General features: G+C 69.5%; 15 protein-coding genes and 1 pseudogene. 7 read left to right on the top strand and 9 right to left on the bottom strand.

Annotation, left to right across the window (positions count from 1 at the left end):
- Positions 1-955: 955 nt before the first annotated feature.
- Entirely contained in the window at positions 956-1390 is a 435-nt protein-coding gene (locus tag ACFOW8_RS01620; RefSeq protein ID WP_378544303.1) for a DUF3151 domain-containing protein, read from the top strand.
- A gap of 23 nt (positions 1391-1413) precedes the next feature.
- Positions 1414-2577 carry an FUSC family protein gene (locus ACFOW8_RS01615; protein WP_378544300.1) on the top strand — a complete coding sequence of 388 codons (1164 nt, stop codon included), beginning with the start codon at positions 1414-1416 and terminating at the stop codon, positions 2575-2577.
- Between the two features lie 4 nt (positions 2578-2581).
- Here ACFOW8_RS01615 and ACFOW8_RS01610 read toward each other — a convergent pair whose 3' ends face one another.
- The 3 genes from ACFOW8_RS01610 to ACFOW8_RS01600 all read right to left on the bottom strand — a co-directional run bounded on the left by ACFOW8_RS01610 (position 2582) and on the right by ACFOW8_RS01600 (position 4960).
- Positions 2582-3439, bottom strand: a complete 858-nt coding sequence (locus tag ACFOW8_RS01610; RefSeq protein WP_378544297.1) for a glycosyltransferase — start codon at positions 3437-3439, stop codon at positions 2582-2584.
- A 76-nt stretch (positions 3440-3515) separates the two neighbouring features.
- Positions 3516-4304, bottom strand: coding sequence for a site-2 protease family protein (locus tag ACFOW8_RS01605; RefSeq protein ID WP_378544294.1), 789 nt, complete (start codon positions 4302-4304; stop codon positions 3516-3518).
- A complete protein-coding gene (locus ACFOW8_RS01600; RefSeq protein ID WP_378544291.1) occupies positions 4301-4960 on the bottom strand; it encodes a hypothetical protein in 660 nt (219 codons plus the stop codon). The genes ACFOW8_RS01605 and ACFOW8_RS01600 overlap by 4 nt, the downstream gene beginning before the upstream one ends.
- Before the next feature lie 246 nt (positions 4961-5206).
- Here ACFOW8_RS01600 and ACFOW8_RS01595 point away from each other — a divergent pair, with 246 nt between their 5' ends.
- The 3 genes from ACFOW8_RS01595 to ACFOW8_RS01585 all read left to right on the top strand — a co-directional run bounded on the left by ACFOW8_RS01595 (position 5207) and on the right by ACFOW8_RS01585 (position 8442).
- Positions 5207-6496: an adenylosuccinate synthase gene (locus ACFOW8_RS01595; protein WP_378544288.1), complete on the top strand. Its 1290-nt coding sequence runs from the start codon at positions 5207-5209 to the stop codon at positions 6494-6496.
- A 620-nt stretch (positions 6497-7116) separates the two neighbouring features.
- Entirely contained in the window at positions 7117-7986 is an 870-nt protein-coding gene (locus ACFOW8_RS01590; protein ID WP_378544285.1) for a hypothetical protein, read from the top strand.
- 162 nt (positions 7987-8148) lie between these two features.
- A complete protein-coding gene (locus ACFOW8_RS01585) occupies positions 8149-8442 on the top strand; it encodes a hypothetical protein (protein WP_378544282.1) in 294 nt (97 codons plus the stop codon).
- A gap of 284 nt (positions 8443-8726) precedes the next feature.
- On the opposite strand, the gene ACFOW8_RS01580 is transcribed toward ACFOW8_RS01585, so the two are convergent.
- The 3 genes from ACFOW8_RS01580 to ACFOW8_RS01570 form a co-directional block, all read right to left on the bottom strand.
- Positions 8727-9545 (bottom strand): alpha/beta fold hydrolase, encoded by an 819-nt coding sequence (locus ACFOW8_RS01580; RefSeq protein WP_378544280.1) that lies wholly within the window; start codon positions 9543-9545, stop codon positions 8727-8729.
- 159 nt (positions 9546-9704) lie between these two features.
- Positions 9705-10268, bottom strand: coding sequence for a methylated-DNA--[protein]-cysteine S-methyltransferase (locus ACFOW8_RS01575; RefSeq protein WP_378544278.1), 564 nt, complete (start codon positions 10266-10268; stop codon positions 9705-9707).
- 118 nt (positions 10269-10386) lie between these two features.
- Positions 10387-10578 (bottom strand): hypothetical protein, encoded by a 192-nt coding sequence (locus ACFOW8_RS01570; RefSeq protein WP_378544275.1) that lies wholly within the window; start codon positions 10576-10578, stop codon positions 10387-10389.
- Positions 10579-10639: 61 nt separating this feature from the next.
- Between ACFOW8_RS01570 and yczR the strand changes: the two genes are divergently transcribed.
- Positions 10640-12142 (top strand): MocR-like transcription factor YczR, encoded by a 1503-nt coding sequence (yczR, locus tag ACFOW8_RS01565; RefSeq protein WP_378544272.1) that lies wholly within the window; start codon positions 10640-10642, stop codon positions 12140-12142.
- A 192-nt stretch (positions 12143-12334) separates the two neighbouring features.
- Here yczR and ACFOW8_RS01560 read toward each other — a convergent pair whose 3' ends face one another.
- On the bottom strand, positions 12335-13426 hold the full coding sequence (locus ACFOW8_RS01560) for a CaiB/BaiF CoA transferase family protein (RefSeq protein WP_378544269.1): 1092 nt from the start codon (positions 13424-13426) through the stop codon (positions 12335-12337).
- Between the two features lie 127 nt (positions 13427-13553).
- Between ACFOW8_RS01560 and ACFOW8_RS01555 the strand changes: the two genes are divergently transcribed.
- Positions 13554-14036 (top strand): DUF456 domain-containing protein, encoded by a 483-nt coding sequence (locus tag ACFOW8_RS01555; RefSeq protein ID WP_378544266.1) that lies wholly within the window; start codon positions 13554-13556, stop codon positions 14034-14036.
- A 13-nt stretch (positions 14037-14049) separates the two neighbouring features.
- Here the strand turns inward: ACFOW8_RS01555 and ACFOW8_RS01550 are convergent, their stop codons facing one another.
- Both ACFOW8_RS01550 and ACFOW8_RS01545 read right to left on the bottom strand, forming a co-directional pair.
- Positions 14050-14892 carry an amidohydrolase family protein gene (locus tag ACFOW8_RS01550; RefSeq protein ID WP_378544263.1) on the bottom strand — a complete coding sequence of 281 codons (843 nt, stop codon included), beginning with the start codon at positions 14890-14892 and terminating at the stop codon, positions 14050-14052.
- 52 nt (positions 14893-14944) lie between these two features.
- A pseudogene (locus ACFOW8_RS01545) lies at positions 14945-15478 on the bottom strand (pyridine nucleotide-disulfide oxidoreductase); the annotation flags it as partial.

Here is a 15478-nt window from a genome sequence, read left to right as displayed (position 1 = left end):
TGGGTCGGTCGGGCGACGGCCCGGTCCGGGGTGGCCCGGATCGTACGGGCCAGGCCCGCCCGGTCCGGGCCTCTGTGGACCGGGTCCGCCGGGCGGAGTCTGCGGTGTCCCAGGGTTGTTCCGTCCGCGGCCGACGGGCTGCGCGCGGCGCGGAGGCTGTCCGCCTGGTCCTGGTCCCGGTCCGGGCGCACCGAGCCGAGGGGAGCCGGAACCGTGCGGGGCTGCGGGGTTCGGAACCTGCTGTCTGCCAGGGGTATTACCGGGGCGAGGCGCGCCTGCTGGACCGAACGGCCGGTCGCCTCCTGCCTCACCGCGACCCTGCCCGCCGAACGGCCGACCACCCTGCGGACCGGGCTGCCCGCGATCGTGCCCTTGCGCGCCTGCACCTGGATCGGGCTGTCCGCTGCCGGGCCGTTGTTCACCGGGACGTGGGCTCGGCTGTCCGCTGCCGGGCCGCTGCGCGCCTGCGCCCGGCGCGGGGTCGCGTCGTTCACCGGGATCCGGTGCACCGGACCGTTCGGAATCGGTCCGGTGGGGCGGCACCTGGTCTGCCGCCTGCGCGCCACCACCGACGCGGTCGCCCCGCGCGTCGCCCGAGGGACCACGACTCTGCCTTCCGGCATCCGCCGCCGGCGTATCGCGCCGGATGACCACCGTTTCCGCGGTCGCCGGGGGAACGGTGGGCGTGCCGGGTTCGGTCACCGCGTCCGGGGCCGACCGGGGAGCGGCTTTGTCGGTGCTCGACGAATCGGCGCCGCCGCTTCCGGGCGCGCCGGGATCGGCAGGCTCGGCTGCCGTGTTGTTCTCGTCGGTCGGGTCGGACACCTAACACCCCTCGCTCAGGCTCGAACGTTCCACTCGCATGTCAGCCTAATGCGCGCCACGCGGGCGAGTTCGCCGATCACCCGTGGCGGGCCGGAGCACGGGCGAACACGGCGCGGTGCACAATGAACGCATGACCTCCTTCGGTGACCTGCTCGGACCGCAGCCGGTCCTCCTTCCCGAACTGATCGACGCCGAGGACGCCATCGCGGCCGGCACCGACCCGGTCGAGGTCGCCGCGGCCCATCCGGCCGCGTCGATCGCCTGGGCCCAGCTCGCCGAGAACGCCCTGCGGCGCGCCGACGGCGAGGTCAACCACGACGTCATCGCCGCCTACGCCTTCGCCCGCACCGGCTACCACCGCGGCCTCGACCTGCTGCGTCGCAACGGCTGGAAGGGTTTCGGCCCTGTTCCGTGGAACCACGAGCCGAACCAGGGCTTCCTGCGCAGCGTCGGCGCGCTGGCCTCGGCCGCGAAGGTGATCGGCGAGACCGAGGAATACGCCCGCTGCCTCGACCTGCTCGAGGACTGTGATCCGCGGGCCGCGACCGAACTCGGTCTGGACTGACCGAGGCCGAACCCGATCCGCCGGTGAGCGAACGTCCGGTCTTCGCCGCGGCCACCCCGGTAGTCGCCGCAGCCAAGGACAGCACCGTCGACCGCTTCAAACGGTCCTCGGTGCGGTTGCGGCTGTCGGCGATCCCGATCATCCAGTGCTCGCTCGGGGCGGCGCTGGCCTGGTTCATCGCCCACAACATCATCGGCCATCCCGAGCCGTTCTTCGCCCCGACCGCCGCGATCGTCTCGATCGGCATCTCCTTCGGCGCGCGCCTGCGCCGTTCGGTGGAGCTGGTGGTCGGGGTCGCCGTCGGCATCGGCATCGGTGACCTGTTCATCGCGCAGGTCGGCACCGGTGTCTGGCAGGTCGGGCTGGTCGTCGCCATCGCCATGGCGTGCGCGGTGTTCCTCGACGGCGGCTCGATCATCTCCATCCAAGCGGCCGGTTCGGCGGTGCTGGTCTCGACCCTGAGCCAATCCTCGGCCGAGGGTCCGAGCCGGATGATCGACGCGCTGGTCGGTGGCCTGGTCGGGGTGGTGATGGTCGGGCTGATCCCGCTGCATCCGGTGCGCAGGGCGCGCGAGCATGCCGCCGACGTACTCGCGGTCATGAGCAAATCCATGATCACCTGTGCCGACGGCCTGCTCGAGCAGGACTCGGACAAGGTGCACGCGGCGCTGACCGCCGTGCGCGCCACGCAAGGTCAGATCGACGCGCTGCGCTCGGCGCTGGAGGGCGGCCGTGAGATCAGCCGGATCTCGCCGCTGTACTGGAACTCACGCAAACGCCTCGAACGCATCCATTCGACCGCCGACCCGCTCGACAACGCGGTCCGCAACACCCGTGTGCTGCTGCGGCGTTCGCTCACCCTGGTCCGTGACGACGAGGTGCTCGACCCACGGCTGATCGAGCTGGTCGACCAGCTCGGCAAGGTCACCGATGTGGTGCGCAGGATGATGCTGGCCGATCCGGGCGAGCAGCCGGATCAGGCGGAGGCGGCTCGCGCGCTGCGCAGCGTCGCCAAGCAGGCCGACCCCGAGCTGGTAGCCGGTGCCGGGCTCTCGGCGCACGTGGTGTTCGCGCAGATCCGGTCGATCGTGGTCGACCTGATGGTGGTGTGCGGGATGCAGCGTATCTCGGCGATCGCGCTGCTCCCGCCCACCGTGCCCAATCCGTATGTGACCCCGCAGGAGTGAGTGCTCAGTCGCCGACGGGGGAGACCCGCGGCCGCATCGGGCGCAGCGAGAAGCGCTTGCGGTCGAAGTCCCAGGCCCGGTAGATCGGCCACTGCGAGGTGTGCATCACCCACGCGCCGGTGATCACCGCCCGGTGGAACGGCACGACGGTGTAGCCCTGATTGGCGATGGTCTGCAGACCGCGCACCTGGTACCGCCACCAGGTGGCGGGTGGGGTCTGGCGGCGGCGCGCCGAGATCTCCGCGCGAAGCGGCGGCAGCTGGTCTATCCGCAGCTTCGCCTTGGTCAGGCACAGTGCCAAGTCGAGGTCTTCGTGCAGGTCGCGCCGGGTGGTCGTGGCCGAGCGCACCTTTTCCCACGCACTGCGCCGGATGGCCATATTGGCGCCGTGCACGTTGCCGACGGGCTGATTCTTGATCAGGCCGAGTCGCTGCTGGCCGCCGATGGCCGCGGCGAGGAAGAAGCCGATCGGGGAGTCGTGATACGTGCTGATGCCGGTCACCGCCATGGTGTCCGGGTTGGCGTCGAGGTGGGCGCGCACAGTGGCACCCCAGTCCGGTCCGACGAGGGTGTCGGCATCGATGCGGCCCAGGTAGTCGCCGCGCGCTTTCGCGAACCCGGCGTTACGGGCATGCGCGACCCCGCGCTGCGGTTCGTCGATGAGCGTGATCTTCGGATGTCGGTCGGCGAGTTCGGCGACGATGTCGCGGGTGCGGTCGGTGCTGCCGTTGTCGACGACGACGATCTCGTCGATCTCGGGCTGGCCGACCAGGCGCTCCAGACAGGCGGCGATGCCGGCGGCTTCGTCGAGAGCTGGGATGACGACGGACAGGACAGGGGGCGAGTCTTCAGTGGTGCCCATGCGCGCTTTCCGTTCCGGGATCGGGAATGGCCCGGTACAGGCTAGTGCACGATACGGGTGATTCGCGCTGCGAGACTCAGTACCAGAACCGGGTCAACTGGCTACCGTACGCAGCCCAGAACTCAGGTACCCCGGACAAGCTGAACAATGCGTAAACACTGTCGAAGAACACCCGGTTCAGCGGCGTGAAGAAGAGCACGGCGAACAGGATCAGCATGCCGTACGGCTTGATCTGCTCGAGCGCGCGCCGGGTCTCGTAACGCAGCGACGGTTCGATGATCCCGTACCCGTCCAGCCCGGGCACCGGCAGAATGTTCAGCAGAAACGCGGTGATCTGCAAGAACGCGAGGAAGCTGAGCCCGAACCAGAACGCGGCGTGCTCCTGGGCCGATCCGAACGCCTTGATCACGATCAACAGCACGATGGCGCACAGCAGGTTCGACGCCGGACCGACCGCGCTCACCAGTCGCCGCACCGCGGAACTGAACCGGGAGGTGTCCAGATACACCGCACCGCCGGGCAGCCCGATCCCGCCGAGCGCGATGAACACCAGCGGCAGTCCGATCGACAGCACCGGGTGGCTGTACTTCAGTGGATTGAGGGTGAGATACCCCCGCATCTCCACCTCGTGATCGCCCGCCCGCCAGGCCACGTAGGCGTGGGCGAATTCGTGCAGGCACAGGCTGACCACCCAGCCGAACACGACGAGCACGAACACGCCTGCCTTGGCCTGGACCGAGCGGAGGTCGGCGTCCCAGGCCAGGGCGCCACCGGCCACGGTGATCAGCACGATGAGCAGGAAGACAGGACTCGGCCGCACCGCACTGTGATCGGCGCGCCTGCCAGGGGTGAACGAATAGGTCATCGCACCAGCAACCAGGGGTGTTCGAAGCGGTAGAAAGTGGAGCGCGGGACCGTGCGCGCGGCGGTGATCCCGTCGCGGGTGACGATCGCGCCGGGGGTCCCGAGCTGGGCGGCGCGGCCCGCGACCCAGGTGCGCTTGCGGAAACCCTTGCGCACGCGGGCGCGGACGCCGGGCATGGTCATGGTCGGCGAGATCAGCATGGTGTTCACGGCGCCGCTGAACAGCAGCGTGTCGTCGACGTAGGCTTCGCCCTCCAGCTTGCCACCGTCCACGCCGGTGATGGTGGCCCGGCCGACCAGCACGGTGCCGGTGTCGTCGCGGATCAGCGGCGTCTCGATGGCCCTGCCCTCGATCGCGATCTTGGCGGCGGTATTGCCGGTCGGCGTCTGATACACGCGGGAGGCGTAGGTCGTCTCGACCGGAACGAAACCCACCTCCACGTGCAGCCGCTCGGTGCGCATCAGATGGGTGAGCACGGTGGCGAGGGCGGCGTCGGAGCCGAGCACGATCAGGCGCGGCAGGCTGTCGGCGGCGAGGACCGGCAGTAGTTCGTCGATCACCTCGGTATCGGGCAACTGGCCGGTGTGGGTGGTCGGTAGCGAGGTGAGCGCGATCGGGACCGGTATGTCACCACATCGGAGAACGTGGGTACTCAAACTGCGGTACACCCTCCTCGGTTCGGCCGACGGTGTGTCGCCCACAAGCACACGGCAAAGCCCCCTGCCGACTGGTAACCGTAACCGATAGTGCTGCTCCGGGTGGTCGGGGGTGGCGACCCGGGCGGGGCAGGTCGGGTGGCTCCGAACGGGTGTCGGCTAGACTGTGTCTCCGGCCACCGCCTCAGTACGGCAGGTAGCTGCAGTGCGAACGTGTGCTGCCGTCGATCTGTAGGAGACTCCGAAATGCCGGCAATCGTCCTCATCGGTGCCCAATGGGGCGACGAGGGTAAGGGCAAAGCTACCGATCTGCTCGGTGAGCGGTTGCAGTGGGTGGTCCGTTATCAGGGCGGCAACAACGCCGGCCATACGGTCGTGCTCCCCAATGGCGACAAGTTCGCGCTGCACCTGATCCCGTCCGGCATCCTCACCCCTGGTGTGAAGAACGTGATCGGCAACGGTGTCGTCGTCGATCCCGGTGTGCTGCTCGAGGAACTCGCCGGACTGGAAGAGCGCGGAGTCGACACCTCCGGCCTGCTGCTCTCCGCCGACGCGCACCTGATCATGCCGTACCACGTGGCCATCGATAAGGTCGCCGAGCGCTTCCTCGGTAGCCGCAAGATCGGCACCACCGGCCGCGGCATCGGCCCCTGCTACCAGGACAAGGTGGCCCGCGTCGGCGTCCGCGTCGCCGATGTGCTCGACGAGAAGATCCTCACCCAGAAGGTCGAAGCCGCACTGGAGTTCAAGAACCAGGTGCTGGTGAAGATCTACAACCGCCGCGCGCTCGACCCGCAGCAGGTGGTGGACGAGGTGCTCGCGCAGGCCGAGTCGTTCAAGCACCGCATCTCCGACACCAGGCTCGAGCTGAACCTGGCGCTCGAGCGCGGCGACACGATTCTGCTCGAGGGCTCGCAGGGCACGCTGCTCGACGTCGACCACGGCACCTACCCGTTCGTCACCTCGTCCAACCCCACCTCCGGCGGCGCCGCGGTGGGTTCCGGCATCGGCCCGAACAAGATCGACACGGTGCTCGGCATCCTCAAGTGCTACACCACCCGCGTCGGCTCCGGCCCGTTCCCCACCGAACTGTTCGACAACTTCGGTGAGTTCCTGGCCAAGAACGGCGGCGAGGTGGGTGTCACCACCGGGCGTGCCCGCCGCTGCGGCTGGTTCGACGCCGTGATCGGCCGGTACGCCACCCGCGTCAACGGCATCACCGACTACTTCCTCACCAAGCTCGACGTGCTGTCCGGGCTGGATACCGTGCCGATCTGCGTCGCCTACGAGATCGACGGCGAGCGGGTCGAGCAGATGCCGACCACCCAGACCGAATTCCACCACGCCAAGCCGATCTACGAGGAGATGCCCGGCTGGTGGGAGGACATCTCGCACGCCCGCACCTTCGCGGAGCTGCCGGCCAACGCGCAGGCGTATGTGCTTCGGCTGGAAGAGCTTTCGGGCGCGCGGATCTCCTGCATCGGCGTCGGTCCCGGCCGCGACCAGACCATCGTCCGCCACGACGTGCTCTGTTAGTTGGAGCGCTGGCGCGCTCGTGTCGCGGCCCCTTGGTCCCCGTCGATCAGGCGCCGTTTCTTGCTCCTTCGTCGCTTGCGAAACGGCGCCTGATCGACGGGGACGGCCGCGACCGCCGCTGCGCGGCGGACCCTCCTCGAGGTCGGGTCGTGCGGGGACGGGTTGGGTGGTGACGCTGCGGCGCTCGTTTGGAGCGCTGGCGCGCTCGACCGCCGCTGACGGGTCGGACCCTCCACGGGGTCGGGTTGGGTGGCGCGCTCGAGGCGCTGTGTTTGGTTGAGCGCTGGCGCGCTCGCGTCCTCGCGTCGCGGCCACCTTGGGTCTCGACGGGACCGGACGGTTCCGACGCTGCGCGGTGTGCACCTTCTCGGGGCCTGGGCGCGCGGGCTGGTTGGTGGTCAGCATGCGGTTCATGCGCGCTTTTCGCTCGGCGTAGCCGGTTGTTTCCGCTGTTCGGGGGCGACACGCGCGGGTGATGTCGACTCGCTATCGATTTGACAGCATCCGTTCGGCTAACGCTATCGTCGCTGCGCGGCACGCGGGGACGTGTCGCGTTTCGGCGAGTGTGTGAGTGGGTGTTCGGCGTGAACCGTCGGTCCGATGATGTGAACAATTCGACGGTGCGGCGCGTCGCGCGCCCGATCGTCGGTGCGCTGCCGATGGCGCTGGCCGTGGCGTGTGCCGGTGTCGCGGTGGCGGTGCCGCAGCCTGGGGTCACTCAGCCGCCCGCTCAGCCGGGCATCAACACCCCGGCGCCCGCCGAGGAGGGCCGCTCCGAACTCGGCAACTTCGATACCCCCGACACGCTGCAGCGGCTGGCGCCGGAGCCGGCGCGGCCCGAGTCGCGGCCGGTGCCCGAGTACACGACGCCGCCTCCGCCGGTCGTCATCGAGGAGTTGCACCTCCCGGAGCCGGTCGAGCCGGTGGCCCCCATCGCCCCGCCCCCGCGCACCCTGCGCGTCGGCGACTTCACCAGTCCCGTCCCCGACGAGGTCCCCGGCGAGCTCCTCGACGGCGTGAACACCACCGCCGCCGACGTCGAAGCCGCCATCGCCACCCAGGGCCGCTCGATCGGTATCAACCCGAGCCGCTCCGACAAGATCGCCGCCGCCACCGTCGGCGGTGCGCTCGCGGGTGCCGCCGTCGCCGGTGTGCCTGCCGCCGCGGTCGGCGCGGTCGGCGGCGGGCTGATCGGTGCCGGTGTCGGCGCCGGCATCGGTTTCGCGGTCGGCGCCGCAGGTACAGCGGGTGCGACCGCGATCCTCGCGGGTGCCGCCGCTGTCCCTACCGCGGGTGCCGCGGCGGTCCCGATCATCACGGGCGGATTCGTGGCCGCTTGGCCCATCGCCGCGGCGGCCACCGGCGCGGGTGCAGCGATCGGTGCGGGCGTCGGGGCCGCCGTCGGCGCCGCGGCACTCGGCATTCCCGCCGCCGCCGCGGGCGCCGTCGCCGGTGGCGTACTCGGCAGCGGCTACGGCGCCACCCTCTGACCGCGCCCGCGCCACCAGTTCAAGATCATCAGGCGATAGTGCAGGATTCCACTCGCGAAACGCTCGCACCACCGCCTGGTGATCACCTGTCCAGCTCTCGGGTTCGTGCTTTGGCCGCGGTGCCGGGATGATGGAGGGGGCTCGCGGGATCGGAGGTGGCGGATGACTGTTCGCGGGAGACTGTGCGGGCTGGTACTCGTCGCGCTCACGGCCCTGGCCGGTTGCGCCTCCTCATCCGGACCGGCGCGGCAGATCAGCGCGTCGCCGGTTCGAACGAGCGCCCCGCCCGCGGAGATGCTCGACCAGGCGCAACAGCGCAACGAGCGTATTCGCGGGATGCTCTACACGGCGGGCTGCGTCAGCAACGCGTGCGTACAAACGTACTTCGCCTGCATGGACGGCTATCTCACCGGCGACGCGTGCCAGTTCTACCGCGACCACCCGCCACCGCCATAGCGGTCGGCGAGACGCCCACTACCGTGATCACCCCGGAGGCGTGCGGCCGAACCGGCAGCTCGGCGCCGCGGGCGCTGGATGCCTGCGCCGATCGGCCATCGCCTGTACATGAGCACCAGGTTCGGGAACGGCGGCACCGTCAGCCCGTCGTGGGCGTGCACATCGGTGCGCCCCTGCCGCTCCACCGGCCGCGCAAGTAGCGGCGGCGATCGAGAATGCCAGGAACACCCGCCGGGCGCGAAACCGTGACCATCTGGCGGCGAAGACGACGCCGAGCGCACCGATCAGCGTGCGCGCGTGAGGAATTCGCCGACTACTGGGGCGAGCGCCGACGCCTTCGGGTTGTGGCTCACTCCGGGCAGACCGGCGAACTCGGAGTTCGGCAGCACCTCGGCCGCGGCCTTGGCGCCCTTGATGAGCAGCGGTGCGGTGCGCTCGCCGGCGAGGACCAGCACCGGCACGGTGACTCCACTCCAGTCGGCCGGATCCAGCGCCTTCCCCCTCATGTACGGCTTCATCACCGCCCAGTCGTGCGCGGTCGAATTCGAGTTCGCGGCAAGGGATTTCCAGAACGGCGTCGGCCGCATGGCGGCGACCATCAGCCACGGCATGCCCATGGCCTTGGTCATGTAGTACCGCACCGTCTTGTTACGCTCGCCCGCGGCGATCATCGGATGCAGTTTGGCTTCCAGATCCTGCGGCGGCACATGGTGTTTGGCATCGACGACGAACGGCGGCTCGAACGCGACCACCTCGGTGACCGCGGGCAGCGTCTTGGCCGCGAGCAGTGCCAGCGCCGCGCCGGAGGACCACCCGAACAGCGCGGCCTGTCCGCCCGCGGCCTCGATCAGCGCGGCGATATCGGCGATCTCGTTGGCGACGTTGTACACCCCGGGCGAGTCGCCGCTGTCGCCGCGCCCACGTCGGTCGTAGTTCAGCACCGTCAGATCGTGATCCTTCGCCAGCGTCTCGGCGAGCTCGACCATGGTCGGGAACTCGCGATAGCTGAACGCGCCGCCGATCAGGATGACCGTGCCCGCCGTGCCGGTCCCGATCCGGTCGTAGGCGATCGTGGTGCCATCGGCCGACGTCACAGTCTGCATGGGTGGTTCCTCTCGGTTTCGGGTCGGACTCGACGGTACGCGAGGCGTCCCGCGCAGGTCGGCAGGGCTTCCCGCCGCTACCCGTTCGGTCGCCGTGCCGTCACTCGTATCGACGACGCGCAGGCCAGGAACTCATCGATGCGGCGGATAGTCGACCGATCAGAACAGCATCGGCTCGCCGAAACCCGGCGTACGCTCGAGTTCGAGCAGACGCGCCTTGGTGCCGACCCCGCCAGGGGCGGAGAAGCCGTGCAGCGCGTGGTCGGCGGCCAGTACCCGATGACACGGGATGATGAGTGGAACCGGATTGCGGCCGAGCGCCTGTCCGACGGCTTGGGCGGAGCCGGGCGCGCCGATCCTGACGGCGATATCGCCGTAGCTCATGGTGCGGCCTGGATCGATCTCACGCGTCACCGTGTAGACGGCGCGGTGGAACTCCGGTGCGCCGCGGGGATCGACGTCGATCCAGCGCAGCGCGTCGAGGTGGCCGGCCAGGTGCGCGCGGATGCCCGCGATCGCGGTGGTGACCGCCTGCCCCGGTTCGCCCTCGGCGACCGGCATGCCTGCCAGTGGCCGGGTGATCCTGGCGAGCGTCTCCTCCTCGCTGGCCTCTGGCAGCTGGAACCGCACGACGGTGTCGCCGTGCCAGGCGATGGCGCACAGCCCGATCGCGGTGTCGAACAGCGCCGCCGCGACGGGTTCGATCCTGGTACCGGAACTCATGGGCACAGTGTGCGCCCACCCGGTGACAGGTTCACGCGGCGACCGGACCGCGCCTATCCGCATCGGAAGGTCCAGTTTTCGGATACTGGACTGGTGTGGTGGGAGTCGGTGCCACGTCCTAGGCGGTGTCCGCGCGCGCCCGCATGGTGTCCAGCTCGCGGTGCAGGCGCTGGTCGTCGTAGGTGTCGAAGGCGTGATCGTGCGCCGATCGGAAGGATGGCCAGAACCGCGTGTCCGCGGATGTGGGCGAGAAGCGATACGCCGTGAGTCCGATGACGGCGACGGCGGCGAGGACGAGGAAGGTGGTCATATCGCAAGAATCCACTAACTGGCCTTGCCGAGAAATATCCACTTACGGAATACTGGACTTCATGGCGACAAGAGTGATCGGCGCGTCCGGCCTTGCCCGTGACCTCGGGCGGTGGCGCGACCCCGAACCCGACGGTGACCTTCCCGAGCGCCGCCCGCACCGGCCCGCCTACCTGGCGCTGGCCGAGGCCATCCGGTTGCTGATCCACGACGGTCGCGCCCCGCTCGGCGTCGCGCTGCCGAGTGAGCGCGATCTGGCCGCCACCCTCGGTGTCAGCCGGACCACTATCACCTCCACCTACGCGCTGCTTCGCGAGCACGGCTACCTGATCAGCCGCCAGGGTTCCCGCAGCACGGTGGCGCTGCCGCCCGCGGTAGCGCACGACGGCGCCAAACCGACACGCGGGATCATGGCCCTGATGGCCCAGCCGGAACTGCCGACGATCGACATGACCTACGCGGCGATGTCGGCGCCGCCAGAATTGCACGAGGCGTATTCCACCGCACTGCAGGGTATTCCGCCGTATCTGGGCACGCACGGCATGGATCCGGTCGGCGTACTCGCGCTGCGCGAGGCGCTGGCCCGCCGCTACACCGCGCGCGGCCTGCCCACCGAGCCCGATCAGATCCTGGTGACTCTCGGTGCGCAGCACGGGCTTCGGCTGCTGCTCAATGTGCTCACTTCGCCCGCGGCCCGCGTGCTGATCGAGCATCCCAGCTATCCGAACGCCATCGAGGCCATTCGCGACGTCGGCGCCCGTCCGATCCCCGTGCCGTTGCGTCCCGAATCGCCGGATGCCGGTTGGGATCTCGACGGGCTGCGTAGCACGGCGCGGCAGACCGCGGCGACGCTGGCCTACCTGGTGCCCGACTTCAACAATCCGACCGGCCTGCTGCTCGACGAGGCGGGCCGCGCCGAGCTGACCGCCATCGCCCGCGACACCAGGATGACCATCGTCGTCGACGAGTCGATGAGCGAACTGAACCTGTCCGAGGCCCCCATGCCCGCGCCGGTGGCCGCGTTCGCCAAGGGCTCGGAGATCATCACCATCGGCTCGGCCTCCAAGTCGTTCTGGGGTGGCCTTCGGGTCGGCTGGATCCGCACCAACCAGGCGCTGATCACCAAGCTGCTCGGCATCCGCTCGACCGTCGACCTCGGCACCCCGGTGATGGATCAGCTCGCGACCGTGCATCTGCTCGAGCACGCCGAGAACATCCTGGAGCGCCGCCGCGGCCAGCTGCGCGCCCAGCGCGCCGCCCTGCTCGACGCGATCGCCGAGAACCTGCCCGGATGGCATGCCGAGCCCGGTGCCGGTGGCATGTCGGTCTGGGCCCAGCTGCCGAGCCCGGTCTCCACCGCGCTGGCGGCCACCGCGCCCAATCATGGGGTGCTGCTCGCCGCGGGGCCGCGGTTCGGCGTGCAGGGCGCCTTCGAACGCTTCCTGCGGCTGCCGTTCACCCACCCCGAACCCGAACTGCGCTTGGCGGTGAAGGCGATCGCCACCGCCTACGAGGCGCTGTCCCCGCGCGCCGCCGACCCGCTCCAACCGCTCACCTGCTACTGATCAGCCGCACCACGGTCCGCATCACTTCTCGCGTTGCATCGCGACGAATTAGGGGTGCTGCTCGGAACGATTTCTCCGGCAACGATTCTTGCCGTCGACAGCGCGCTGAAACTCGTGCTCGCCATTCCGTGACCGCCGAGAGCTCCGGTCGGCCTGTCGTCGATGGTGCCACCATCGACGACAGGCCGGTGGTCAGTCGGCCCAGACCGATTCGATCGGGGTGGTCTCCGAGGGCGGCGGGGTCGGTACGCCGCCAGGGGTGCGCGAGAAGCGCGGCGCGGGCGCGTGCTGGACGACGCCCTCGATTTCGATCAGGCCGGTCCGTGCCGCGATGTGCGGGTTCTCGGTGGCCTCGGTGAAGGTGAGGACCGGGGTGGTGCAGGCGTCGGTGCCGTCGAAGATCGCGGCCCATTCGTCGCGGGTCTTGGTCTTGAACTTGTCGGCGAACAGCTTGCGCAGCTGGTCCTGCCCGTTCGGGTCGATCTGCGCGGGCAGACCCTCCGGGTCGATCTCCAGCCCCGCCAGCAACTGGGCGTAGAACTGCGGTTCGATCGCGCCGACGGCCATGTACTTGCCGTCGGAGGTCTCGTAGGTGTCGTAGAACGCCATGCCGGTATCGAGCAGGTTGGTGCCGCGCTCGTCGGACCACAGCCCGACCCCGCGCATGCCCCACATCATGTGCGAGAGGGCCAGCGCGCCATCGACCATGGCGGCGTCGATCACCTGGCCCTTGCCGGAGCCTTGCCGCTCGACCAGGGCGGCGAGCACGCCGAACACCAGGAACATCGAGCCGCCACCGAAATCGCCCACCATGTTCAGTGGCGGCACCGGGCGCTCACCCTTGCGGCCGATGGCGTTGAGTACGCCGGTCAGCGAGATGTAGTTGATGTCGTGCCCGGCGCGGTCGGCCAGCGGACCGAACTGTCCCCAGCCGGTCATCCGGCCGTAGACCAGGCGCGGGTTGCGGGCCAGCGCGTCGTCGGGGCCGAGACCCATACGCTCGGTGACACCCGGCCGGAAGCCCTCGAGCAGCACGTCGGCCTTCTCGACCAGGTCGAGGATCTTGGCGACATCGGCCGGATCCTTCAGGTTCGCCTCGACAATGGTCCGGCCGCGCCACTGCGGGCGCTCCATGTAGCCGGGCATCATGCCCGGACGCTGTACCCGGACCACGTCGGCGCCCAGGTCGGCGAGCAGGAGCGCCGCGTGCGGCCCGGGGCCGATCCCGGCCAGCTCGATGACCTTGATGCCCGCGAGGGGCCCCGTCCTGGCAGTGGTACTCACACCTGACCTCTGTTCCTCGTCGAACCGTATTGACACAACGACAATATCGTCTCCGATGGCGGCCCCGGTAGACCATGGGCGAGAATTCCGGTGGCGCGACCCGGCGCCGTTACGGGAGGAACCGGTAGTGAGCGTGTGGGGTGAGGTCCTCGTCGGCCTCGTCATTCTGGTCGGCATCATCGGCGTGATCGTGCCGATTCTGCCCGGCGTCATCCTGATCTTCGCCGCCGTCGCCGTGTGGGCCTTCCTCACCGGCGGAACAACGGCATGGGTGGTCTTCGCGATCGCCACGATCGCGCTGGTGCTCTCCGGCGTCGTGAAATACACCTGGCCCGGCAGGCGGATGCGCGAGGCGGGAGTGTCGAACAAGGCGCTGCTGGTCGGCGCGCTGTTCGGCATCGTCGGTTTCTTCGTCATCCCGGTCGTCGGCCTGTTCATCGGCTTCGTCCTCGGCGTGTACCTGGCCGAGCTGTACCGCTTGAAGACCAACGAGCTGGCCTGGCCCGCCACCGTGCACGCGCTCAAAGGCGTCGGCCTGTCGATGGTGGTCGAACTGTTCGGCGCCCTCATCGCCGCGGGCGTCTGGCTGGCCGGCGTGGTGATCGTTTGAGTAGGGCCGGGTGCTATTCAATTCCCGCGGTGGGTAATTCGGCGCGGGGGATGGGCAGCGTCGGGTTGTCGGTGCGCGGGATCGGCATGGTCGGCAGCGGGTCGGCCGCGGGCCGCTGCACCGCGGGCAGGCGGTAGGCCGCGCGGGCGTTGTCCTCCAGGACGGCGTGCATGTCGGTGCCGACGACCTGGCAGATCAGGTCGATATCGGTGTCGGCGAACGGCCTGCCCGCGCGGGTGCCCGGCAGGTCGGAGCCGAACATCAGCGCGCCGGGGTTCACGGCGTGCACGCGGCGCAGGGTCTCGGCCACATCCATGTCGACGCGGCCGAACCCGGTCGCCTTCACCCTGGCACCGCGGTCGACCAGATCGAGCAGATAGGGCAGACCCTCCTGCGACATGCCGAGGTGATCGATCGACAGCGCGGGCAGTTTGGAGATCACCGGTTGCAGCGAGGCCAGCATCTGGCCGTCGATGTAGAGCTCCACATGCCAGCCGGCCAGCTCGTGGGCGCGCAGGGCCTGCACGGTCATCTGGGTGATGTCGGCGGCGGCGCGTTTGAGGTTGAACCGCAGCGCTCGCACCCCGGCCCGGTCCAGGTCGAGGATCTCGTCGTCGGTGGCGTCGAGGTCGAGCCGGGTGACGCCGACCCAGCCGTCGCCGAGCGCGGCGATGGCTGCCTTCAGATATGTCTGGTCGGTCCCCTGGAACGAGGCGCTCACTACGGCACCCCCGCGAACATCGAAGGGCGCCATGCGCTCTCGATAGTCCGCGATGGTGTAGGGGTCGGGTAGGTAGCCCTCGTTCTCGATCAGCGGAAACCGCGGATCGATGATGTGGACGTGCGCATCGAACACGTGTATCAGAATGCCTCACCCGACCCCGGACCGGCGAGTCCGGGGCTCGCCCCTAGACCTTGTTCGGCTCGGAAGCGCGGAGCATGTCCTCGCGCTCCACGACCTTCACACGCTCGCGGCCTTCGGGCTCGCCGAGGGCGCGTTCGTGGGCGTCGAGGCGGTACCAGCCGGCCCAGGTGGTGAACGGGATGCCCTTGCCCTCGAGGAACTCGGTGACCGCTTCGGGTTCCGGCTTGGCGGCCGGGGCGAAGTCCTTGGCGTCGTCGAGCAGGCAGGCGATGGTCTCGTTGGCGTCGCCCTTGGTGTGGCCGATGAGGCCGACCGGTCCGCGCTTGATCCAGCCGGTCACGTAGGTGGCGGGCATGAACCGGGCCGGTCCTTCGGCGGCCTCGTCGGCGATCACGCGGCCTGCCTCGTTGGGCACGGTGCCTGCCTGGTCGTCGAACGGCAGCTGGGTGATGTTCTGCGACAGGTAGCCGACGGCGCGGTAGATCGCCTGCACGTCCCACTGCTTGTACTCGCCGGTGCCCTTGACGTTGCCGGTGCCGTCGAGCTGGGTGCGTTCGGTCTTGAGACCGACGACCTT

The sequence above is a fragment of the Nocardia rhizosphaerae genome, from assembly GCF_042650365.1.
GTDB lineage: Bacteria > Actinomycetota > Actinomycetes > Mycobacteriales > Mycobacteriaceae > Nocardia > Nocardia rhizosphaerae.
This window is presented reverse-complemented; position numbering and strand designations above follow the sequence as displayed.

Coding starts and splice junctions, on each gene's coding strand:
- ACFOW8_RS01620 (WP_378544303.1), top strand. CDS start 956: ATGACCTCCTTCGGTGACCTGCTCGGACCGCAGCCGGTCCTCCTTCCC.
- ACFOW8_RS01610 (WP_378544297.1), bottom strand. CDS start 3,439: ATGGGCACCACTGAAGACTCGCCCCCTGTCCTGTCCGTCGTCATCCCA.
- ACFOW8_RS01605 (WP_378544294.1), bottom strand. CDS start 4,304: ATGACCTATTCGTTCACCCCTGGCAGGCGCGCCGATCACAGTGCGGTG.
- ACFOW8_RS01595 (WP_378544288.1), top strand. CDS start 5,207: ATGCCGGCAATCGTCCTCATCGGTGCCCAATGGGGCGACGAGGGTAAG.
- ACFOW8_RS01585 (WP_378544282.1), top strand. CDS start 8,149: ATGACTGTTCGCGGGAGACTGTGCGGGCTGGTACTCGTCGCGCTCACG.
- ACFOW8_RS01580 (WP_378544280.1), bottom strand. CDS start 9,545: ATGCAGACTGTGACGTCGGCCGATGGCACCACGATCGCCTACGACCGG.
- ACFOW8_RS01575 (WP_378544278.1), bottom strand. CDS start 10,268: ATGAGTTCCGGTACCAGGATCGAACCCGTCGCGGCGGCGCTGTTCGAC.
- ACFOW8_RS01570 (WP_378544275.1), bottom strand. CDS start 10,578: ATGACCACCTTCCTCGTCCTCGCCGCCGTCGCCGTCATCGGACTCACG.
- yczR (WP_378544272.1), top strand. CDS start 10,640: ATGGCGACAAGAGTGATCGGCGCGTCCGGCCTTGCCCGTGACCTCGGG.